This is a genomic window from Viridibacillus sp. FSL E2-0187 (genome assembly GCF_038006425.1).
In the GTDB taxonomy this organism is placed as follows: Bacteria; Bacillota; Bacilli; order Bacillales_A; family Planococcaceae; genus Viridibacillus; species Viridibacillus arvi.
Genome location: NZ_JBBOVG010000001.1, coordinates 2,359,884 through 2,381,532 on the forward strand (window position 1 = coordinate 2,359,884; position 21,649 = coordinate 2,381,532).

The 21,649-nt window shown below is 33.7% G+C and carries 22 protein-coding genes; 9 read left to right on the top strand and 13 right to left on the bottom strand.

All coding sequences use genetic code 11. The annotated features are described in order from the left end of the window. Positions 1 to 45 precede the first annotated feature (45 nt). The 3 genes from kynU to kynB all read left to right on the top strand — a co-directional run bounded on the left by kynU (position 46) and on the right by kynB (position 3,085). Positions 46 to 1,323: a kynureninase gene (gene kynU / locus MHH85_RS11570; RefSeq protein WP_340707186.1), complete on the top strand. Its 1,278-nt coding sequence runs from the start codon at positions 46 to 48 to the stop codon at positions 1,321 to 1,323. 205 nt (positions 1,324 to 1,528) lie between these two features. After that, positions 1,529 to 2,383, top strand: coding sequence for a tryptophan 2,3-dioxygenase (kynA, locus tag MHH85_RS11575; protein ID WP_340707187.1), 855 nt, complete (start codon positions 1,529 to 1,531; stop codon positions 2,381 to 2,383). Positions 2,384 to 2,458: 75 nt separating this feature from the next. Continuing rightward, complete coding sequence (gene kynB / locus MHH85_RS11580; RefSeq protein ID WP_193739297.1) at positions 2,459 to 3,085, top strand: arylformamidase; 627 nt, start codon at positions 2,459 to 2,461, stop codon at positions 3,083 to 3,085. Positions 3,086 to 3,423: 338 nt separating this feature from the next. Here kynB and MHH85_RS11585 read toward each other — a convergent pair whose 3' ends face one another. The 3 genes from MHH85_RS11585 to MHH85_RS11595 form a co-directional block, all read right to left on the bottom strand. After that, positions 3,424 to 3,795, bottom strand: coding sequence for a VOC family protein (locus MHH85_RS11585; RefSeq protein WP_193739296.1), 372 nt, complete (start codon positions 3,793 to 3,795; stop codon positions 3,424 to 3,426). A 261-nt stretch (positions 3,796 to 4,056) separates the two neighbouring features. After that, complete coding sequence (locus MHH85_RS11590) at positions 4,057 to 4,257, bottom strand: cold-shock protein (protein WP_038189357.1); 201 nt, start codon at positions 4,255 to 4,257, stop codon at positions 4,057 to 4,059. A gap of 218 nt (positions 4,258 to 4,475) precedes the next feature. Continuing rightward, positions 4,476 to 4,763 carry a DUF1033 family protein gene (locus MHH85_RS11595; protein ID WP_340707188.1) on the bottom strand — a complete coding sequence of 96 codons (288 nt, stop codon included), beginning with the start codon at positions 4,761 to 4,763 and terminating at the stop codon, positions 4,476 to 4,478. A 126-nt stretch (positions 4,764 to 4,889) separates the two neighbouring features. On the opposite strand from MHH85_RS11595, the gene MHH85_RS11600 reads away from it, so the two are divergent. The 3 genes from MHH85_RS11600 (at position 4,890) to MHH85_RS11610 (ending at position 8,900) form a co-directional block, all read left to right on the top strand. Continuing rightward, the gene (locus tag MHH85_RS11600; protein WP_340707189.1) at positions 4,890 to 6,617 is read left to right on the top strand and encodes a globin-coupled sensor protein; all 1,728 of its coding nucleotides are present in this window, start codon (positions 4,890 to 4,892) and stop codon (positions 6,615 to 6,617) included. 434 nt (positions 6,618 to 7,051) lie between these two features. Continuing rightward, positions 7,052 to 7,708: a 5-bromo-4-chloroindolyl phosphate hydrolysis family protein gene (locus tag MHH85_RS11605; RefSeq protein WP_193739293.1), complete on the top strand. Its 657-nt coding sequence runs from the start codon at positions 7,052 to 7,054 to the stop codon at positions 7,706 to 7,708. After that, positions 7,698 to 8,900, top strand: coding sequence for a toxic anion resistance protein (locus MHH85_RS11610; RefSeq protein ID WP_340707190.1), 1,203 nt, complete (start codon positions 7,698 to 7,700; stop codon positions 8,898 to 8,900). The genes MHH85_RS11605 and MHH85_RS11610 overlap by 11 nt, the downstream gene beginning before the upstream one ends. 78 nt (positions 8,901 to 8,978) lie before the next feature. Here the strand turns inward: MHH85_RS11610 and MHH85_RS11615 are convergent, their stop codons facing one another. The 3 genes from MHH85_RS11615 to MHH85_RS11625 form a co-directional block, all read right to left on the bottom strand. After that, entirely contained in the window at positions 8,979 to 10,163 is a 1,185-nt protein-coding gene (locus MHH85_RS11615) for an ABC transporter permease (RefSeq protein WP_340707191.1), read from the bottom strand. A 71-nt stretch (positions 10,164 to 10,234) separates the two neighbouring features. Then, on the bottom strand, positions 10,235 to 10,699 hold the full coding sequence (locus MHH85_RS11620) for a DUF523 domain-containing protein (protein ID WP_340707192.1): 465 nt from the start codon (positions 10,697 to 10,699) through the stop codon (positions 10,235 to 10,237). Between the two features lie 355 nt (positions 10,700 to 11,054). Next, positions 11,055 to 12,038 carry a phosphotransferase enzyme family protein gene (locus tag MHH85_RS11625; protein WP_340707193.1) on the bottom strand — a complete coding sequence of 328 codons (984 nt, stop codon included), beginning with the start codon at positions 12,036 to 12,038 and terminating at the stop codon, positions 11,055 to 11,057. Between the two features lie 1,065 nt (positions 12,039 to 13,103). Here MHH85_RS11625 and yidC point away from each other — a divergent pair. Next, complete coding sequence (gene yidC / locus MHH85_RS11635; protein WP_340707194.1) at positions 13,104 to 13,877, top strand: membrane protein insertase YidC; 774 nt, start codon at positions 13,104 to 13,106, stop codon at positions 13,875 to 13,877. Positions 13,878 to 14,103: 226 nt separating this feature from the next. Here yidC and MHH85_RS11640 read toward each other — a convergent pair whose 3' ends face one another. The 4 genes from MHH85_RS11640 to MHH85_RS11655 form a co-directional block, all read right to left on the bottom strand. Beyond that, a complete protein-coding gene (locus MHH85_RS11640) occupies positions 14,104 to 14,592 on the bottom strand; it encodes an HIT family protein (protein WP_340707195.1) in 489 nt (162 codons plus the stop codon). A gap of 246 nt (positions 14,593 to 14,838) precedes the next feature. Next, positions 14,839 to 15,366 (bottom strand): DUF2812 domain-containing protein, encoded by a 528-nt coding sequence (locus tag MHH85_RS11645; RefSeq protein WP_340707196.1) that lies wholly within the window; start codon positions 15,364 to 15,366, stop codon positions 14,839 to 14,841. Positions 15,367 to 15,368: 2 nt separating this feature from the next. Then, on the bottom strand, positions 15,369 to 15,683 hold the full coding sequence (locus tag MHH85_RS11650; RefSeq protein WP_340707197.1) for a PadR family transcriptional regulator: 315 nt from the start codon (positions 15,681 to 15,683) through the stop codon (positions 15,369 to 15,371). A gap of 180 nt (positions 15,684 to 15,863) precedes the next feature. Beyond that, complete coding sequence (locus tag MHH85_RS11655; protein ID WP_340707198.1) at positions 15,864 to 17,282, bottom strand: aminotransferase-like domain-containing protein; 1,419 nt, start codon at positions 17,280 to 17,282, stop codon at positions 15,864 to 15,866. 105 nt (positions 17,283 to 17,387) lie between these two features. Here MHH85_RS11655 and MHH85_RS11660 point away from each other — a divergent pair, with 105 nt between their 5' ends. After that, positions 17,388 to 17,993, top strand: coding sequence for a LysE/ArgO family amino acid transporter (locus MHH85_RS11660; protein WP_340707199.1), 606 nt, complete (start codon positions 17,388 to 17,390; stop codon positions 17,991 to 17,993). 233 nt (positions 17,994 to 18,226) lie between these two features. Further along, a complete protein-coding gene (locus MHH85_RS11665; protein WP_340707200.1) occupies positions 18,227 to 19,555 on the top strand; it encodes an MFS transporter in 1,329 nt (442 codons plus the stop codon). A 177-nt stretch (positions 19,556 to 19,732) separates the two neighbouring features. Here the strand turns inward: MHH85_RS11665 and MHH85_RS11670 are convergent, their stop codons facing one another. The 3 genes from MHH85_RS11670 to MHH85_RS11680 form a co-directional block, all read right to left on the bottom strand. After that, on the bottom strand, positions 19,733 to 20,302 hold the full coding sequence (locus MHH85_RS11670) for a hypothetical protein (protein ID WP_340707201.1): 570 nt from the start codon (positions 20,300 to 20,302) through the stop codon (positions 19,733 to 19,735). Between the two features lie 174 nt (positions 20,303 to 20,476). Beyond that, complete coding sequence (locus MHH85_RS11675) at positions 20,477 to 20,629, bottom strand: hypothetical protein (protein ID WP_340707202.1); 153 nt, start codon at positions 20,627 to 20,629, stop codon at positions 20,477 to 20,479. Between the two features lie 179 nt (positions 20,630 to 20,808). After that, positions 20,809 to 21,351 (bottom strand): YusW family protein, encoded by a 543-nt coding sequence (locus MHH85_RS11680; protein WP_340707203.1) that lies wholly within the window; start codon positions 21,349 to 21,351, stop codon positions 20,809 to 20,811. Between the last annotated feature and the right edge of the window lie 298 nt (positions 21,352 to 21,649).

Sequence of the window (21,649 nt, forward strand, 5' to 3'; positions counted from 1 at the left end):
ACGATTCTCTGGAATATTCAGGAAAACCAATTTAGGAGGATCAATATGGTTTCAAAATACACTTTGGATTACGCAAAACAACTGGATGAGAAAGATATCCTTAAAAGTTTTCGAGAAGAGTTTTATTTAAAGCCAGATGCCATCTATATGGATGGAAACTCATTGGGACTACTTTCGAAAAGAGCTGAGCGCACTCTTTTGGAATCATTAGAGGATTGGAAAAAATACGGGATTGACGGATGGACTCAAGGAAATCATCCCTGGTTTTACATGGCAGAGAAATTGGCCGGAAAGATGGCACAATTAGTTGGCGCATCTCATGAGGAAGTTATTGTAACTGGCTCTACAACTGTAAATCTGCATCAACTTGTAGCTACTTTTTATAAGCCGGAAGGAATTCGCACAAAAATTTTAGCAGATGAACTAACTTTTCCGACTGATATTTATGCTCTTCAAAGTCAACTATCTATACATGGATACGACCCGAAAACCAATCTCATTCGTGTGAAAAGTAGCGATGGCCGATTTCTTGATGAGGATGACATTATCGAAGCAATGACCGATGACATCGCTCTAATCATCTTGCCTACAGTCCTGTATCGCAGTGGTCAAATATTGGATATGAAACGTTTAACTGAGGAAGCTCATAAACGAGGAATCATGATTGGATTTGACGGATGTCATTCTATTGGTGCAATTCCGCATTTATTCAGTGAATGGGGTGTAGATTTTGCGTATTGGTGCAATTATAAACACTTAAATGGCGGTCCTGGTGCTGTTGGGGGCTTATATGTAAATCGAAAACATTTTGGAACGTTGCCTGGATTGGCTGGATGGTTCGGGTCTAGAAAAGATAAACAATTCGATATGGAACATACATTAACACTTGCTGAATCTGCGGGCGCTTATCAAATCGGAACACCTCATGTTTTAAGTTGTGCACCTTTGATCGGGTCTTTAGATATTTTCATAGAAGCAGGAATCGAGAATATTCGGGAAAAATCTCTAAAAATCAATCAATATTTAATAGATTTAGTGGAATTCGAGTTGGAAAACATGGGATTTTTCATTGGAACTCCTAGAGAAGACATACGTCGCGGAGGTCATGTGAGCCTAGAGCATAAAGAAGCTGCACGCATTTGTAAGGCATTGAAAGAAAACGGTGTTATCCCGGATTTCCGAGCACCTAACATCATTCGTCTTGCTCCAGTTGCCCTATATACTTCCTATGCAGAAGTTTGGAAAGTGGTACAAATACTTAAAAATATCATGTCAGAAAAAAAATATGAAAAATTCAAGAATGAACGAGAAGTTATTGCATAACTTGATATCCACCAAAGGACAGTTTACAAATTTCTAAATCATGCTTCAATTCGAGATTCCTCCGTTACTATTTTTACTTGTCTCCTTTTTTGTTTCGAATAGAAGAAATGCTAATCATTGTAGTGGAAGAATCTCTAGATGTGAAGAAAAAATAGATTAGAATAATGGGAAGCAATTTATATATGAAGAGTGAGGGGATCGCAGAATGACGAATCAAGAAAACAATGAACAAACAAAATCTGGGCTAGAGAAAGAAATTCAAACCGATTTTCAAAAATCGATGTCTTACGGAGATTATCTCCACCTTGATAAGATTCTATCTAGTCAGCATAGACTTTCCGACCATCACGATGAAATGCTTTTCATCATTATCCATCAAACAAGTGAGTTATGGATGAAACTTATTTTACATGAGTTGGCAGCTGCTACTGAGTGTATACGCCAAAATAAGCTGGAACCCTCATTTAAAATGTTATCGCGTGTTTCGAGAATTCAACAGCAATTGATTCAATCATGGAGTGTTCTTTCAACCTTGACACCTTCTGAATACATGGAATTTCGTGATAAACTAGGTCAATCTTCTGGATTCCAATCTTATCAAAACCGTTTAATTGAATTTGCATTAGGAAACAAAAATGTCCATATGCTATCAGTCTATCAACATCAGAAAGAACTATCTGAGCAAATGCTGCAGGCCCTTCATGAGCCAAGTATTTATGACGCTGCGATTAATGCCCTTGTAGCACGTGGATTACCTATTGATCAAGAAGCTATTAGCAGGGATTTTTCACAAAAATATGAACCAAATACTAGTGTCGAAGAGGCATGGCTGACAGTTTATCGCGATGTCGAGCAGTATTGGGACTTATATGAATTGGCCGAGAAGTTAGTAGACATTGGCAATCAACAGCAATTATGGCGTTTTAATCATGTAAGTACAGTAGAAAGAATTATTGGTCATAAACAAGGTACTGGTGGATCATCGGGTGTTACATATTTAAAAAGAGTACTAGACCAACAATTTTTCCCAGAACTATGGAGTCTAAGAACAAAACTATAAGAAGAAATAAAGTAGTTTTTTCTATTAAATGAACTTCAAAGAGAATAATAGCCAAAAGAGATGGAGGTAAGATGCATGAGTATGTGGATAGATATTTCACAACGACTTGATGAAAACGTTGCAGTATGGCCTGGGGATACTCCATTTTCATACAAAGTCAACTGGAGTAAAAATGACAGTGGATCTGTCAATGTAGGTCAAATTAATATGAGTTTACACACTGGTACTCATATTGATGCACCTTTTCATTTTGATAACGACGGAAAAAAAGTAATTGATCTGGATCTCGATTTATATATAGGGAATGCACGCGTTATCCATTTATCAAACAAAACTAGCATTGGCGTCAATGAATTATCCAATTTTGATCTACAAGGCGTGACACGACTGTTAATTCGCACAGATGCTTGGAAGAATCGAAGCGTTTTTCCACAAACCATTCCTCATATCCAACCAGAATTAGCGGCATATCTTTCAGAACTTGGTGTTCGTCTTATTGGCCTTGATTTACCTTCAGTAGATCCACTTGAAAGTAAAGAATTGTCTGCCCATCATGAACTTGCCGGTCATAACATTCACATTTTAGAGGGGCTTATATTAGATGATATTGGGCCAGGTAATTATGAGTTGGCAGCCCTCCCACTCCCATTGGTTGAAGCAGATGGAAGTCCTGTACGTGCTGTATTGAAAAAATTACCCTAACAAAAAATAGGCCTTGAAACAATTGTTAAAGTGTATGTATTGAATAAAATTTTCCATATAAACGAGCCGGGCCACGAAATCGTTTTGCTTGTCTTATTTATCTTGTTCCATTAAATACTGATTACTTCGTTTAAGCTCTTATTAACTAGTCCATCAATAAAAAGAAAAAACACATATTAGCTAATATGTGTTTTTCGTCTTTATAGGTTATTAGAAGTCAAGATTTATCGGTTCCATGACAATAATGTGATAAAATCGTGAATCCTGACTACTAGTGATATGATCCCACTAATTTTAGTATACACATCTCTATTGTATAAATGGTGTTTAGTTAGGAATTATTTCGGTTCAATTACAGCAAAGTAATTCTCTTCAACATCTGCAAAGTTAAAGACTTTTCCATGAGGTAATTCAACGATTGCTCCTACTTTTACGCCTTTTTCTTGTAAAATTTGATAGTCCTTTTCAAGATCATTTGAATAAAGCAAAATAGAAGGTGTACCTAAATGCAATTCTGGACTCATCTTAGCTATAAATTCTTTATCATGTAAAACAAAGCTAGTCTCACTGTCTTCAGTAGGTGCAAGTTCTACCGATAATGGTTCGTTGCTTTTTTGTCGAACAACAAAGTTTAATTTATCCTCCCAAAAAGTTGCAACTGCCTCAACATCATTTACATATAGCATTACTTGTCCAATTTTATTAATCATAACGCCACCTCCTATTTGATTAAATTAGTATAACATGTTAAGTACGATTTATTATAGACTATCGCTTGTACGGTACTATAAACATCCTAAGAAATCTTATCCCAAAAATAATTTGTAATAATGTATTATTTCACTCATTTAAACTTATACTAGCAACAGAAGCTTTTCCATTACATATTTTTCAAAGAATACATATTATCTACATAACGAAGAACTGAAAAAAGGAATATCCCGAAAGATATTCCTTTTTATTAGCTAATATTAAAGTTTAGTAACGTTAGCTGCTTGTGGTCCGCGGTTACCTTCAACTACTTCAAACTCAACTTTTTGACCTTCGTCAAGAGTTTTAAAGCCATCACCTTGGATAGCGCTGAAGTGTACGAATACGTCGTTTTCGCCTTCAACTTCGATAAAACCGAAGCCTTTTTCTGAGTTAAACCATTTTACTGTACCTTGTTTCATGTGAGAAAACCTCCAAAAAAATAAATGTAGACAATATGCAATTAATGACCGAAATCAAAAATTCACATATTCCATAAAGTACCGAACTACTGCCGATCACTTCATGGAATATGTGAATGCGAGTTGCGGTTAATCAATTTCAATTGTTAAGATAATTATACGTACAGCTGGAAGTTTTGTCAATGAATGTTCATGATTTTTGGTAAATATTCTTATATTTAAGGTTGATTTTTCTCATCTAACCAAATAATACCGTGATAAGTTTGAATATCTTCATCACAAGCTTCACAAAACCCAACTTCATCATCAGACCAAAATGCCCAGAATCGTTCTTTTTTACTAGCGTCGTGATCATACTTTTCTTTGAAAATTTGTAAAGTCCTAATCAAAAAATATTCTGCTTCTTCTTTAATTTCAAATACATTTTCTTCAATAATATGTTCTTCCCAACCTTCAAATTGCCACCACGGCTCATAATCCGCTTTCATATAAATTATTTTATACATATTTTTCAAATCCTTTTATTTGTATTTTGTATATTCTACCGAAACCTTTTTTTGTGCCTTTATTCCCTACTATTAATGTGATAAAATTACTATAAAAATACAACATTTTAACATAGGGGGATACGGATGTTTGCTACTATTAGACCCAAATTGGAAATGGCTCAGCTTCTTCAAAGAGGAACTGATATCAATACCGTTGGGAGGTTTAAAGATACATTAGCATTTAATAATTTCCATAAAGCAGATGAAGAAAACTTAAAAGAGCTATATTCAAAATTAATGGAATGTACACCTTCCATGCGTGATATTTTCACAAAATACTTAGAAGAAATTGCGCCAGATAAACATAATCCAATTTCTAATCAATATATAGAAAAATACTTAAATGCATTCTTTTTACATCCTAGAGATGAAAAGTACGTAGATGAAACTGTTCGTTTTTTCTACTTATTTAGACATCATAAATTTGAACCAGGTAAAACCATTGTTATCTTCAATCAATTTGCTTTTTATGTCACTACACACATATTGTATAACTTTGGGTACAAACCTGCCAAAGCATTCGACTTGATGCGTTCATTTCAAGCTGCTGTGAATATCGATCAAGAACTATTATTTGAGGTAGCGACAGAACGAATGATTGAACACGCAGTTAGTGAAGTTTCAGCTTTAATGGATACGAACTCACAAATTATGTATATGAAAGACCTTGTATATAGTTTGGATCGTCAAAACGAAGAAATTCAATCATCCACTGCTGCAACAGAACAGATTACTGCTTCCATTACTGAAGTAGCTAAAACATCCGCCCGTATTTCTGAAAAAACAGCTGACTCTGTCAAATATGCTACAAATAGTAAAAACACCATTGATTTAGCATTAAATGAAATCTTCAAAACGGAAGAAACCTTCACATCGATTGTAGAATCATTCAGTGAATTACAAAAACGAGTCAATGATATCGAGAATGTAGTAACTTTAATAAAAGAGATTGCTGATCAAACAAATCTTCTTGCTCTAAATGCTTCTATAGAAGCAGCTCGCGCAGGTGAACACGGAAAGGGCTTTGCTGTTGTTGCTCAAGAAGTTCGTAAGCTCGCTGAAAACACTGTATCAGCATTAGGAGAAGTCTCTTCAAACGTAAAACATTTAAAAAGTTATTCAAGTAATGTAGCTACATCGATTTCTCAAACAACAACTATTATAAAAGAAGCAACAAATGAGGCAAAAGATTCTCTCCCCCTTCTTTCCTCAATCGTAGAAGCTATCGAAGAAATTAATGTAGATGTAACAAATACAGCTGCAATATCAGAACAACAAGCTGCTGCAATAGATGAAGTCTCTCATCGTATGGTACAAATTTCTGATTTGCAAGATGATATTCGCGAATTAGGACAAGCAACTTCAGCTGGCATCCATCAACTAGGTGCTGAGATTAATCATTTCAGATTAAGTATAGTTGAAAATAATAATGTACAACTTTCAAGTAATGCCCTATTACAATTATCAAAAGCTGATCACATTCTATGGAAATGGCGCGTCTATAATATGTTCTTAGGGCTAGAGAGAATCGAAGAAAGTGAAGTATCTTCACATAGAGATTGCAGACTAGGGAAATGGTATTCATCTGAAAAAGCATGCGATAGGTTCGGGAAAGAAAGAGCCTATATCGAGTTAGACTCACATCACCAAAAAGTTCATGAAGCTGCAAAACGAGCTGCTGTTTCCTATAACGCAGGTAAAATCTCCGATGCTGAATTAGCATTAAAAGAGGTTGAAAGCTCATCTCAACAAGTACTCCATTATATTAATGAACTCATTGAAAAATTGGAAAAAGAACGCTCAATAATATAATATAAATATAAGTAAGCCGACAATATAGTAAATGCCGGCTTACAACTTCTATTTTTTTGGAATCATTAGAATGAAAAAGCGAGCACATTGGTATATACTGGCAAAGTACAGGGTTACTGTTATTGATTTTTCATTAAACTAAAATCTATAGTAATCGGCTTGAAGGGTAACTGCTATATAAATGAACATTAGTAAATTGAAGTTGTTATAGAGGGCACTAATGAGCAGACGACCTATTTCTTCAATATGTTACAACGTGGTGTTAATCCACTATCGGAAAATAATAGTTTCCATGTTGAATTACATAATGATTTAAAAGGTATACTTCTATGGAGTCGGATATTGATTAAGCCGACTCTTTTTTGTACGATAAAGTGAAACTTTCTTGTATCTATTTCGTACATAATATTAGGGTGTTTAAGGAGGAATTTATAATGCTCAATTTCCGACACTTTCTAGCAAGATATGCAATCACAATCCCTTTTTCTTTCTTCATGTGGTTTGTATTTCTATTTGCTTTTAAACTGAATTTTCTTGAATGTTCTGGCTTAGCTTTAATCACTTATTTTACAACAGCCTATATTGTCAAAAAAGTTCAAGTAAGAAAGCAATTGAAAATGGTAGGCATAACTCGCTCAGAATATCGTCACATTAAAGAACAAATGATGTTAGCTGAAGCTCAAATTAAAAACTTAAATCGACACTACACAAAGGTTCGCTCTATCTCTGCCTTTAAACAACTATTTGAAATGAATCGATTAGCAAAACGGATTTTCCAAATCGTACGGACAAACCCTAAGAAATTTTATCAAGCCGAAGATTTCTTTTATGCCCATCTAGAATCAGCTGCTGAATTGACTGAGAAATATGCCCTACTCTCAACGCAACCGATTAAAGACATAGATGTTCATATTGCTCTTCAGCAAACACGTGATACATTAGAAGACTTAAATCATACAATGCAAGAAGATCTACGAGCGGTCTTAGCATCTGATATAGAAGAGTTAAAAATGGAACTAGATTTTGCTCAGATCTCAACGCAAAAAAACAAACCTTTGCTAGCTCGAAAGGAGAATTTATATGACGAATAATCCATCTTCACCTGAACCAGTTAAATCAATGGACGACCTACTTAGCAATCCGTTTGATATGCAGCCAGAACTAGCGAAAGCACCATCTACTTCCCCTGCTCAGGACATGCCCGTCAAACAAATTGACAGATTATCGGATGAGGATAAAGAGAAAGCGAAACAACTTGCTTCTCAAATTCCAGTTGGCAACTATGAATCCATTTTAACTTATGGTGCCAATGCTCAAAACGAACTTTCACGCTTTTCACATCAAATGCTTGACCATGTACAACGTAAAGATATTGGTCCCGTAGGTGATGTCTTAAAAGAATTGATGGATAAGCTATCTGAAATCGATCCTGAAGAACTATCTCAAGATAAAAAGTCAGGTCTTCGCAAACTTTTCGGTAAAATTGCTCGTCCAATCCAGGAAATGATGACAAAATATCAAAAACTTAGCACACAAATTGACCGCATCGGCATTCAATTGGAACATTCTAAACGTGGTTTAGTAGAAGATGTGCAAATGCTTGATAAACTATATGAGCAAAACAAAACGTATTTCGAAGCATTGAATGTTTACATCGCTGCAGCTGAACTTAAACGAGACGAAATCACAGCCAAGCTTTTACCTGAATTACGTCAAAAAGCAGAATTTGCTAACGACCAAATGCTTGTACAAGAAGTAAATGATTTGGCTCAATTCGTGGACCGTCTTGAAAAACGTATTTATGACTTACAACTATCTCGTCAAATTACAATTCAATCTGCGCCACAAATCCGGATGATTCAGCAAACGAACCAGACGTTAGCTGAGAAAATTCAAGCTTCGATCATGACGGCTATCCCTTTATGGAAAAACCAGATTGCCATCGCTCTTACTTTAAACAATCAGCGAAGAGCCGTAGAAGCACAAAAACAAGTTACCAAAACAACGAATGACTTGTTACTAAAAAACTCTGAAATGCTCAAAGTAAATACGATTGAAACTGCAAAAGAAAACGAACGCGGTCTCATCGAAATCGATACTTTGAAAAAAACACAAGAAAACCTCCTTCAAACAATCGAAGAAACGCTTCAAATCCAAGCTGATGGACGTCAAAAACGAAAAGCAGCTGAAATTGAAATTGCTCGTATGGAAGGCGAATTAAAGCAACGTCTACTAGCTATTCATACACAACAACAACAAAATAATAATCGTCCGAATTATTAATTACAGAAAGAGCTCAATTCAGTCAACTGAATTGAGCTTCTTTTTATGATTATTTTTCCGACCAATAATATCGCTATATTACTTTGTTCCAGTAAAACGAATTGTCATCTGCCCTATAATAAGTATTAGTATAAAGCTAATAAATGAAACTGATTGTACAAAGCTGCTTAACAAAACAATACTACTTTGTAAAAGCATCAATGAACGCAATAGCTTGTTGACAGCTATTTGTTGATTACTTACTGGGATCGGATAAAAAGCATTCATTCTAACACCCTTGGGTGAAATGAACATATGTTTAATTTGATATATCGTTGCAAATGACAATGCACTTACAATCATCCATACAACAACAGGTACATTTACAAAAGCTACTATAAAAGCTGAAATAATCGTTAACCTTAACCATAAATAAACGGACTCATCTGTTCTCATAAAAGTACGAACTATTAAATACAGAGAAGTATTCTTTTGATCGTAACGTATAAGCTTAGTCGCAAAATCGAGCCATGCTCTTCGACTAATATTTTCTTTTAAAAAAGGCACATCTGTAAAATAACTCACAAATCGATAAAATCTAGCCATTCGAGCACTTTCGATTTTTGAAAAATAGTCAAACGGAATAGGTTCAAATATAGCTTTCTTTCTATCCTGTTTCTCATATACTACTAATATTACAATAAAAATGAAGAAGAAAATGATTTCACCCTCGATTGCTAGCTTCAAAATAATAATTGAAAGTGACATCCGAAGTAAGCGATTTATAAAGTGATGTCTCCCCTGCTTCTTTCGGTGATTTGAAAACTCAATTTGAACATTAATATATTTTAAAATTAATATTGCACATAATCCCAAAGATATTTTCCATAAAGTTGGACTTTCTACTTTAAGTAAAAGAGGAATTGCAGCACTATACAAAACTAGTACAGGGAAAATTTGCGACCAGTATGTCCATTTCAGCGCTTTTCTAAAATAGCTATCCATTCTAGACTCTAGCTGTAAAAAATAGACCTGGTCAGGTTCACGAATTAATGTTGTCGGACTACTAATTGATAACAGTATCCCACAAACAATTGATACTAGCCATTCAGATGGGAAATCATGCGGAACCACCTGTAACCATTTCATATAATAAGCAACAGCAAAACTCCCAGCAATAATTATAGCTATATAACTTGTAGCGAGAACAAAACGTAGGTACTTAAAAAGTTCTTTTAAATATTGTTGGAATCTTTTGGCCCAAATTTCTTCTAGATTCTTCATTATATTCCCCTACTTATCAAATGACTTCTTAATTTATCAAAGCTATTAATTCTTGATTATTATTATTTTTGTTATACCTCAATCTTAACTTTAGAAAACTGTTCATCTGAAATAACTTGTAATCCATTTCTTCTTAGTAAAGCAGTCGTAACACCATTTCCGACAATTTTTTCATTTTCAAATTGTCCATTATAAATCATTGAACTACCACATGATGGACTGTATTCTTTGAGGACAATCATAGTTGCATTTAGCTCCTGTACCTTTTTAAGTGTAGCAACAGCACCTTTTATGTATAAATCTGTAACATCTCTACCTGATTTTTCAATTACTTTAGCCTTTCCGTCCAGTACATCTTCCCCATTGCCCCCTATTATTTCCGCAGGTTCTCTTGGTGTTGAGAAGCCACCTAATAGTTCAGGACATACAGTTACAGCCTTTTTTTCTTCTATTAGTTTATGAATTTTATGATCTAAACTATGTGTACCGTTATATCTTACCTTTAATCCTGCCAAACATGAACTTACTACTATCAATGTTACCACCTCTATATAACTGTATCTTAATTCTTTATAATATTAAACATAGTATAAAAAAATCCCCATAACAATTTGTGTTTTGATTATTTTTTGAACAAAACTGATGTTTTTACTTTAATATATTTTCTTACAGTAGTAGTTACCTGTATAAATCTACTTTAGCTACCAGATTATGTATATAACAAGCTTAACCCCGTTCTAAATTTAGGACGGGGTTAATGTTTAATTTTTGATGCAAGATACATCATTTTACTAAACAGTATAACAATAAAGTCGTTTAAAAATCTTAGGTTATTCAACAATAGTGCCCTATTCTTGAATAAGTATTTAAATTATAAGCAAACTCCTAAAATTAAATTTCCATTCCAAAACTAGAAGATTTATTTTTCATAGCCTTTATCAATTTCTCTCTCAAACTTACTAACCATTCAGGTTCATTTTCCCACCTTTTTTCTACAGATCTTAATATACGAACATAACCATATAAATTGGCAAAACGTCTACAAGCTGGTAATAGAGACATCATATCATCTGAAAGTTCATATTCAGTACGATACCCATCCATAAAGCATTGTTTTTTTTGCTGAAACATTTCAGCTGAAATACAATCTTGCAAACTATCTAGTGCTTGCTCAATATCCATTACAAACCAGTGATACATAGCATCGTCAAAATCAATAACGTTACAAGATTGAGACTCTTCATCAAAAAATACATTATCAAATTCAAAATCATAATGAATCAGTCCAAAATTGTTTTTTGTAATAGGAATAGAGTCAAAATAGTCTTGTAGTAATTTTGTTTCCATTAAAGCCAATGTTTCATTTGGAATATCAATTAGAATATTATGAATCCAATTTAATACATCACTGTATGACCATCGTTTGTTATTAATAGGTTTGTACTCACTAGATAACTGATGAAGTTTTCCTAATGCCTTTCCATGATTGAAGATGATGATATCATTTAAATCCGTCTTGTTAAGCTGTACACCTGCTACACGTTTAAATACAGAAGCAAAGTATTCGCCCCATGGAGTTTGTACTTCAATAAGTTCCTCCCCATTTTTTGAAACAACTGTTTCTAAAACACCACACTGTTCGGAACGGAGGTAAGAAATAAAATCCAGCTCTGCTAAAATATTTTCTCGGTATTTCTCTGCTTTTGGAGAAAATCTTAAAAACTGTGTCTTGCCCTGGGCTTGAAAAGGATAAATTGCATTTGAAGATATTCTATAATATTTAAATAAATCAATAGATTCTTGATCAAATTCCCAGTTCCCCAATATCATTTCTGCTAAATCCGAATTGTCAAAAAGATATTTTAATTTCAACATTAACAGCAACTCCTTATTTTTCTAATAGCATCATTTTTTGTTTAACTTTCCTTCAGTTAAAATTTCAAAAATACCAGTTGAAATTAAATTTTCGTTAAATAAATCAAACAAAAAACCACAGGATTATATTAAATAACCCTGTGGCTCAAAATGTTTAATTCAAAACAAAAAAGCCTGTGCTTTTATTTGCCCAAGCTCTAATCATAGGTCAAATCAACCAATTTCTAACTAATTTAATCCGTATGAGTGAGAGGCAATAAATTTAATTTCCAAGGTTATCTTCATGAAATTTGTCATTGCTTAAGCTCACTCCTTTCTAAAGTATTGAGAAAATTATAACAATTTAATTTTCAAAAATCAATTACTTATTTGTAATGCCTTAAAATACTATTCCATGATATATCCAGTATAGTTCTTTCAATCATTCTAGAATATGGCCCGATTGTAGAACAAATAGTATACAGAGTGCTTTAATATTCTCATCCATATCACGTTTTATCTGTTTTATAGTTGGAACTTGAGCTTGTTGCTCTCTTAACGATTCGATTCGTTTGAGTATTTCTGGATTGTTATATTAAGTTGCTTTGTAATAACTTTATTTTCACCTATTAATAACAATGGCATTTACTAGATTTTTCAGTTGATAAAGTATATTATTTCATTAGAATATGCACAATCTATCTATAATAATATAAAATGGTGAATTCGTTAAACAATTAACCAAACAATGCTACGAGGGAGGGATACATGTGGAGATGGAGTTATTAATTGGTCTGATAAGTGATTGGATGTATTTTATGAATTACATAGATTTTATGTATTTAATTATTCCTATACTTGTTAGTTCTATGCTGCTCTATATACATTTAGACGATAATTGCTCTTGGCATCAAAGTACCGACGATTTAGTACTGGACATGAAATCTAATACTTCACAAGTCATTGTTAAATGGCTCCCTCCTATCTTACATTGGCTAGTTAAATGTATTTGTACGGATCAAGATAATATAGAAGAACATGCCTTTTGATTTATAAGCATTTTGTAAATCAAAAGGAGGACTATAATTGAAAATTAAGTTTTGGCGTTTATATTTTGTTTTATTAACATTAATAGTTTTAACAGGCTGTTCTGAAGGTAATAGCGGAACTAGCAACTCAGAATTTATGCATGACCATTTTGTTGCACCATTCATTAATATTATTCATTTTTTTGCAAAACACTTTGGTGGTAGCTATGGCCTTGCCATCATTGCTATTACCATGATCATTCGTTTTTTGCTCTTACCTTTAATGCTCAAAAATTATAAAAGTCAAAAATTAATGCAACAAAAGATGCAAAATTTAAAACCTGAAATGGATGCTTTACAAAATAAGATTAAGAACACTAATAATGCTGAAGAAAAAGCACAACTTCAGCAAGAGATATTTGGATTATATAAGAAGCATAATGTCAATCCTCTGAATATTGGCTGCTTACCATTATTAATTCAGACACCAATATTAATGGCGTTGTATTATGCCATTAGAGGAGATCAAACCCTTTCCTCACAGAGCTTTCTTTGGTTTAACTTAGGGACGCCAGATATTGTAATGACACTTATAGCAGGCTTACTTTATTATATTCAGTTTAAATTATCAATTAGAGATATGAATGAAACACAACAAAAACAAATGCGTTTTATGGGTTTACTCTCCCCTATTATGATTACCGTATTTAGCTTCAGCAGCCCAGCAGTATTGCCACTTTACTGGACGATTGGCGCATTATTTCTTATCATTCAGCAATACATTGCAAGGAATTTCATTAAAATTGAAATACTTGTACAGCAAAAAAACTGATAGAATATTTAATCGTATTCAAAGTAATATTAAAACCAAGAATGTTGATTTAACAACATTCTTGGTTTTTTTAATTCTTTTTGGCTGATTTAACCCTTTTCGGACGGTCCATTTTGTTTTTTATTAAACAAATAAAATCATTAGATAAATAATCAGGTGTCGTCGGATTTTATATTTTACCAAGGTCTTCTAATATTCTGAATGATAATGCTTCAACAATTCATTATTAACATACATTCAATTCTTTTTTTAACGCATCTATTCCTTCAATTACTTTTTTTACATTTTCATCATTGTTTAATTCGTTCCTTGCATGTAGTAAAACAGGTCTAACTGCTTCTACCGAGCGACCAAACTCATTCATCCATTCGTAGCGAGGAACCATCCAAGTGTGAAAGTGATGGGTAGTATCTTCATTGTAAAAGTAATAAACATGCTCTATTCCTAGTACTTCTCTTTGTGCTTTTCTAATCTTAGATAATAAATTTATGTAATCAATCTTTTCTTCTTCGTTTAATTCATCCAAACATTTAATATGGCGTTTCGATGCTAAAATAACTAACCCCTCTATCGGATATGCGACGTCTTGATGCGCATGAAAATACTCTGTTTCAACTAATACACCACCATCTATTTCAATAAGCCCTCCTGTTATTGCACAACTTAAGCATTCTACCTCAACTGTTTTCCCGTTAGATAAAGTGATTTTTCTCATAATTCCTCCTAAAAGCATAAATGTATACAGCTAATAATTAGTTTACAATAAAACAGGGAATTATATCCATTAATCTTTATTCTAGGTATAGAAAAAGGAGCCATTTAGGCTCCTTTCTTTAGAAACTACTTAATATTGGAAATGAAGTTTTAAAAATAGCTATTTTTTAAAATAAGTTCAATATTAATCTGACATTCCATTTTAAAAAGTTAAATTAACAAACTTCATTTCAACTCATCACTACATTTAACACTTTTTAATCCACTTACGATATTGGAGAACAACTAGCATCCCAAGCATCGGCATCAGTAATACATATGAACAAATAAATAACCAGGTACCTATTTGCTGAAACGGACTATTTGTAAAAGTCATGATTACCCAAAATAACATAGCAATTAGTGCAACAAAAATGGTGGAAATATTAACTGGTCTAGCTAAACGTTCAATTTTATCAATATTAGATTCTACGTCAGTGTAGATTGGTTTTATATTAGGTGAAGCTTTGAAAATGTGCATTTCATAACTTGAACAAACATGTGTCCAACCGGCTGTAGAAAATAATTCAAAATATTCCTCTTCTTCAACTTTTTCTAACTTACGATAATCAATACTATACTGTACATCCTCTGGTTCTTTTTTTTCTAAATTGTAACCAAGTGTTGCAAAACTACTTAAATGCCATCCTTTTTGTGCATTCTTCTGTAGCTTTTGCATATCCTTTTGCTCGGAAAACGCTAATCCCCCAGACATCATATATTTCATATTCGTCATACTTAGTCCCCCTTTGTAAGTTCTTTTTCCGCTAATTTAAGCATTATTTTGCGTCGTTCAATATCTTTCTCTAAAACTGTTCTCCCTTTTTCCGTAAGTACATATACCTTACGACGAGAATCTGATGCGTCATGTAGCACTATCAATTCTTCGGCTAATAATTTTTTAATAATCGTATATAAAGTAGCAGGTCCAATGACAAAAGCGCCATTCGTCGTTTCCTCCACTAAACTCATCACTGCATAGCCATGCTTTGGTTTTGCCAATGCTGCCATAATATAAAATACTGGATCTGTTAATTGTTCAAGTGACTTCAACTTAGCACCTCCATATATATCACTTAATGATATATCTAAAAGTAATATATCATTAAGTGATACAAAAAAGCAACCTCAACATGAGATTGCTTTTTAAATGTTGTTTTATTCCTAAGTACATTTTCATTTTTAAAAGTAAAAACTTTATCACATAAACCCCAATTTCAATTGACATTAATGTCATTTAATACTGGATAACAATATAGCCAGCCCCTCTTGCAAATCAGCCAATGAAGCATATGCATAAGACAAACGTATATGATGCATATCATTAGGATCATATATGTAGCCAGGATTGATAAGAACCTTTTGCTTTATAAGTTTTAAAAACAATGCTTTATTAACTATAGGCTCATTAAATCGCAACCAAATATAAAAGCCCCCTTTTGGCTTCGCCCATGTTGCTACTTCTTTAAAATCTTTTTCTAATACCCCTTCAACAAATGAAGCACGCTGTTGTAATTGTTGGCGCAATTGTCCAAGATGTTGATCATATAAACCAGTCACTAACCAATGTGCGACGATTTCTTGTGAAAAAGCACTGGAGCCGTAGTCAGTTTGCATTTTAATATCAGCGAGTCGATTGATAACGGGTTCAGGCGCGACTACCCAGCCAATTCGGAGTCCTGGACTTAAAGTCTTTGATACACTGCCCAAATATAAAACTTGTCCTGACTGATCAAATGATTTTAGAGAGGGTACAGATTCCTCAAATAATAATTCTTGATATACATTATCTTCGATGATAGGGATTTGCAATGTACTACAGATGTCCAATAATCGATGGCGTTCATCCACTGACATTATTTTTCCAGTAGGGTTATGTAATGTTGGTACAGTATAGAAAAGAGATTGTCTTTTTCCTTTTAAAGCTTTTAATGTTTCTGCTAATCGTTCATTGCTTTGTACTGATACCATCTGCATTCCAGCAGATTGAAATGGGTGAACAGAATTTAAATATGAAGGATGCTCTTGAAAAATAATGGATTGCTGTTCAAGTAAACCTACTGAAATTAATTGAAGTGCTTGTAACGCACCTGAAACGATTAAAATACTTTCAGGAGATTTATGAATACCTTGTTTACCCAAATAATCACTTAATACCATTCTTAGTCTTTTACTCCCTTTCGGTTCTGAATAACCTATATCGCGAGCATTAAGTGACATGGATTGTAGTGATTCTTCTAGTAAATTGGTTGGCAATAATTCAGGAGACAGTTCTCCAGTACCTAACCGTATCATAGATGCATCTTGCTCATATTCATTGATTAGTTGAATTGTATGGTAATTAGGCTTATGAATACTCGTTTGAATATGCTTTTGCCAATTGGGCTGTGATTTATTTAGTAGGACATTCCAGCTATTATTAGCCACAAAAGTACCCCCACCTCTTTTTGTTTCAAGTAACCCATCAGCCTTTAACTCATCCAATACTTGAATAATTGTACTGCGGTTCACATCCAACATTTCAGCTAACTTTCTTTGAGGTGGTAGCTTCATCCCTATCGTCCATTCACCTTGTTGTATAAGAGAAGTTATCCAATCAACGATTTGGCTATGGAGGGATAGTTGTGAATGTCGTTTTGGTTTCCATTGCAAAATGATCTTCTCCTCTCACAAAATTGGTTGGATTAAAAACCAACCAATTGGATGTTTTCCTTTAGTTTTAACATAGGTAAAGTTGTAATGGAAGGGAGTTTTGATATGGAAGCTATATTACATGGATTTTTACTAGCATTTGGACTTATTTTACCTTTAGGTGTACAAAACGTTTTTATTTTCTCGCAAGGTGCTTCGCAACCAAATTTATTGAAGGCACTACCAGCGACTATTGCTGCTTCACTTTGTGATACTTTGCTTATTGTACTTGCGGTGTTTGGCTTATCTGCCATCGTATTGCAATTTGAATGGTTACGCTTAGGGTTAATGAGTGTTGGAATCATTTTTTTAATTTATATGGGGTATTCAATTTGGACTTCTAAACCGGCAACAGTTGAGACAGGAAAAAGCTTACCGATGAAGAAACAAATCATCTTTGCATTATCTGTGTCATTATTAAATCCACATGCGATTTTAGATACAGTAGGTGTAATTGGGACAAGTGCATTAAAATACGCTGGCATGGAACAAATTATCTTTACGGTTACTTGTATTGCAGTGTCATGGTGTTGGTTTTTCGGTCTTACATTAGCAGGTGCAACGATGAAAAAACTTGATAGCTCAGGTACATTGATGAATGTTTTCAATAAATGCTCAAGTATCTTTATATGGTGTACAGCATTGTTCTTATTCAAAGGGTTATTTTTTTAATTGATTGAACTCCAAATTTTACTGAATTATTGATTAATTACTCTATCACCTATAAACTAGAAGAACACTAGAGTGGTTAAATAACCCTATTTAAAAATAAGAAGCTTTGTATATAGTTAAATCCGAAGAATATCTTATATAGTCGAAGTGTATTGAAAGAAGACTGCGAAAAAAATATGAATTCGCAACTAAACATGTGAATTAATTTCTATTTATTGAAAGGCGGACTTGTATTGGCTATTGAAGATAACGATTCCAAAGCATTAAAAACCCAAGCTTCGTGGTTACAAAGTTATATTGATTCTCCAGAAAAACAGCGAAAATTGTATAAGAGAACATTATTCATTATTGTTATGTCACAAATATTTGGTGGTGCTGGTTTAGCTGCGGGAGTAACTGTTGGAGCACTTTTAGTTCAAGATATGTTGGGGACAGATAGTTTTGCAGGATTGCCTGTAGCATTCCTAACTTTAGGTTCAGCAAGTGCAGCTCTAATTGTAGGTCGCTTAACTCAACGGTTTGGACGCCGTATGGGTCTCACAACTGGCTTTTTAGCTGGAGGCGTTGGGGCATTAGGGGTAATACTAGCTGCTACTACAAATAACATCATTCTGCTCTTTGCTTCATTACTTATTTATGGTGCAGGCACAGCGACTAACTTACAAGCACGCTATGCAGGTACAGATTTAGCAAATTCTTCTCAACGAGCAACTGCGGTCAGTATAGCCATGGTGTCAACAACATTAGGTGCGGTTGCTGGACCAAATTTAGTAGGCGTAATGGGAGGTGTGGCCATCTCCTTAGGTATTCCACCATTAGCTGGCCCATTTATACTTGGTGCAGCAGCCTTTATACTAGCAGGCTTAGTACTACTGATTTTTCTTCGTCCAGATCCTTTCATCGTAGCAAAAGCAATTGCAGAAGCTAAAGACGCTAATATTAGTAATAATTTAAATACAGATTCTACGGTTCAAGCAGCGAATAAGCGAGGCATAATAGTTGGAGCTACAATAATGGTTTTAACACAAGTAGTCATGGTAGCAATAATGACTATGACTCCAGTACATATGGGGCACCATGGTCACGGGTTAAATGCAATAGGTTTGGTAATTGGCTTTCATATTGGATCTATGTATCTCCCCTCTCTCATAACGGGTATACTAGTAGATAAAATGGGACGTATCACGATGGCCATTGCTGCTGCTATCACACTGCTAGCATCTGGTGCAGTAGCAGCTCTTGCACCTGGAGATTCGTTGCCGTTCCTAATCCTTGCGCTAGTTTTGCTTGGAATGGGTTGGAACTTCGGCTTTATTAGTGGGACAGCACTTATTGTAGATGCCACTACTATTACTACTCGTGCAAAAACACAAGGGACAGTAGATGTTTTAATTGCCTTATCTGGAGCATCTGCCGGAGTAATGTCAGGTATCGTCGTAGCAAGTTCTAGTTATGCTACACTTTCCTTTGTAGGAAGTACTCTCTCTCTTTTACTGATTCCAGTAGTAGTTTGGTCTCGTAATAAATCGAAAAAACAAGTACTTATAAATTCAGAAGAGTAGATATTTCAATTAGTTAATCAATAAAGACAATTTCGAGAAAAAGCTCCTTGCTATAAAAAATGGCAAGGAGCTTTCGGCTATTGTAGCATTATTCCAATACAGGAAGTATACAGTTAAGATAAGTAGATCACGAAACAAATCAGCCTTGCGTAGTTGATTCCCTGGAACTCTAATATTCTAAATATTTTTATTTCCTTCGTTAGTATTTCTTGCAAGTATTTTAACCCAAAGTAATATTCCGACAAATACCGCTAACACTAAGACTCCATATGTAATACCATTGAAAAAAACCGCATTTGTATATATGTTGATCACTGATCCGTATTCTCCTTTAAACGGATGGTGCGGTGTATTTTCTAGTTCTTTCAAAGCACTTCCCATAAAAGTTGCACCACAAATTAATCCGACAACTAATACGCTTAAACCACCGAGTAAATATTTATTTACCTTTGACAACGATTTAAGGGAAAAGTCCTTATATATTATAACTACCCATGTCCAAAGAAAAATCAAGAGCAATGGAAGAAAAAAAGGGTAGACTATTATAGCAGGATTTCCATTACCAGACATCCCTTCCCTGTTATTTTTCAATGTTAATATATCTAGTATTATTAAACTAAGTATATTTAAAAACAAGGATGCGATAATTATAAGAAACTTGATTCCTCCAATTCTTCTTTCCATGTTATGAATTACAAAAAAGATACATACGACCACAAGTACTATATATAAGTAAGGTAACATCATAGATTCCTACTTTCTAGATACTTCAAAAAATTCGTTTGAATTTAATTTTGCCTTATACAAAAAGAGCTCAATTAGAATGAATTGGCTCTTTTTTTCTTATTACTTGTATGTTCCCTAGAAACAGGAGATTTGATATAAATTAGAAGTTCACTTAAAAAGGAGCCCTCAACACCACTATATCTCTTTATTATCTATCCTTTTCGCAATAGTTCGCAAAATTTCGTTTTTTTCTTTTTGTAATTTCACCATGTTCACTGCAAACCAAATAATAAATACAATTGGTAATATGTAAAATAACAAAACCGGTAGAATCGCTAAAATCTCCATTTATTCACCCCTTTATCAAGTTTCTCTATGTATAATATTTCCTCTAACTAGTATACAGGAGACACTTCCTTTTATGACTAATAAATTCGTTATGCACTCAAAATTGAGATCGGCACCCATTTTCCCACAAAAAAAAGCTTCACAAGTACAAAAAACTTGTGAAGCTTTTCTAATTTAGCTTATTTTGTTTTATTATATTCCTTCTCTGTTCCATCTGCGAATTTCACTTCAAGTTCAAACGAAGTATAGTTTTTGTCTATGCCAAAGACAGAGATCACATGATCGATTACTTCATCATTTGGTGTAGATGCATCAAATTTAAGCTTCTTAAACATAGGCTCTAACTTAGCCAAAGCTTCGTCGCCTCTAAGCTTTACATTATTGCGGTCATCATCTAGCTCAACTTCCACACCCGTAGTTTCATATTCGTAATCAACTTCATAAGATTCTGTCGGTGAATAATCCACATCTAACGAAAACTCAGCAAAGTTATAAGGTAAATTTTGAGTTGTACCTGCTTGTCCATTGTTATTCGTATCTTTGTTAGTGTCCGTATTAGTATTTGTATCAGTGTTTGTATTTGTGTCGGTATTTGTATTTGTATCCGTTTCTTCTTGTTTAACAGTTGTGCCACCCGTATCATCTGTTGCCTTATCAGAGCCACAACCGTACAACATACCAAATAAAAGTGGTACCCCTAATGCCATTTTCCAATTTTTCATTTACAATCATCCCTTCTGAATTTACTTCTCGGTTTATAATATACCCCATTATTTTAAAAATAAACTTTTTAAATTATTTATCATAAATAATTTGGATTAAGGATATGATAATTTGTCATTAATTGAAAAGTAAATACCTTAAGGTTTTATTTGTTAATTTTTAATAATTAAGTTTTGAAATAAGAACTAATATCCTACCTATTTTGTGATTATTTTCAATATTTAATCTAATTCGCTTCTATGTAAATGATTAACATTATAAACAAGTTATGATGTTATATATCATCATGTTTGCTTC

What these genes read in the sequence shown, in the direction of transcription:
- MHH85_RS11610 (WP_340707190.1), top strand. Translation starts at nt 7,698, where the DNA reads ATGACGAATAATCCATCTTCACCTGAACCAGTTAAATCAATGGACGAC.
- kynB (WP_193739297.1), top strand. Translation starts at nt 2,459, where the DNA reads ATGAGTATGTGGATAGATATTTCACAACGACTTGATGAAAACGTTGCA.
- MHH85_RS11625 (WP_340707193.1), bottom strand. Translation starts at nt 12,038, where the DNA reads ATGTTGAAATTAAAATATCTTTTTGACAATTCGGATTTAGCAGAAATG.
- kynU (WP_340707186.1), top strand. Translation starts at nt 46, where the DNA reads ATGGTTTCAAAATACACTTTGGATTACGCAAAACAACTGGATGAGAAA.
- kynA (WP_340707187.1), top strand. Translation starts at nt 1,529, where the DNA reads ATGACGAATCAAGAAAACAATGAACAAACAAAATCTGGGCTAGAGAAA.
- MHH85_RS11600 (WP_340707189.1), top strand. Translation starts at nt 4,890, where the DNA reads ATGTTTGCTACTATTAGACCCAAATTGGAAATGGCTCAGCTTCTTCAA.
- MHH85_RS11680 (WP_340707203.1), bottom strand. Translation starts at nt 21,351, where the DNA reads ATGAAAAATTGGAAAATGGCATTAGGGGTACCACTTTTATTTGGTATG.
- MHH85_RS11670 (WP_340707201.1), bottom strand. Translation starts at nt 20,302, where the DNA reads ATGATGTTACCTTACTTATATATAGTACTTGTGGTCGTATGTATCTTT.
- MHH85_RS11645 (WP_340707196.1), bottom strand. Translation starts at nt 15,366, where the DNA reads ATGACGAATATGAAATATATGATGTCTGGGGGATTAGCGTTTTCCGAG.
- MHH85_RS11675 (WP_340707202.1), bottom strand. Translation starts at nt 20,629, where the DNA reads ATGGAGATTTTAGCGATTCTACCGGTTTTGTTATTTTACATATTACCA.
- MHH85_RS11595 (WP_340707188.1), bottom strand. Translation starts at nt 4,763, where the DNA reads ATGTATAAAATAATTTATATGAAAGCGGATTATGAGCCGTGGTGGCAA.
- MHH85_RS11605 (WP_193739293.1), top strand. Translation starts at nt 7,052, where the DNA reads ATGCTCAATTTCCGACACTTTCTAGCAAGATATGCAATCACAATCCCT.
- MHH85_RS11660 (WP_340707199.1), top strand. Translation starts at nt 17,388, where the DNA reads ATGGAAGCTATATTACATGGATTTTTACTAGCATTTGGACTTATTTTA.
- MHH85_RS11590 (WP_038189357.1), bottom strand. Translation starts at nt 4,257, where the DNA reads ATGAAACAAGGTACAGTAAAATGGTTTAACTCAGAAAAAGGCTTCGGT.
- MHH85_RS11585 (WP_193739296.1), bottom strand. Translation starts at nt 3,795, where the DNA reads ATGATTAATAAAATTGGACAAGTAATGCTATATGTAAATGATGTTGAG.
- MHH85_RS11615 (WP_340707191.1), bottom strand. Translation starts at nt 10,163, where the DNA reads ATGAAGAATCTAGAAGAAATTTGGGCCAAAAGATTCCAACAATATTTA.
- MHH85_RS11640 (WP_340707195.1), bottom strand. Translation starts at nt 14,592, where the DNA reads ATGAGAAAAATCACTTTATCTAACGGGAAAACAGTTGAGGTAGAATGC.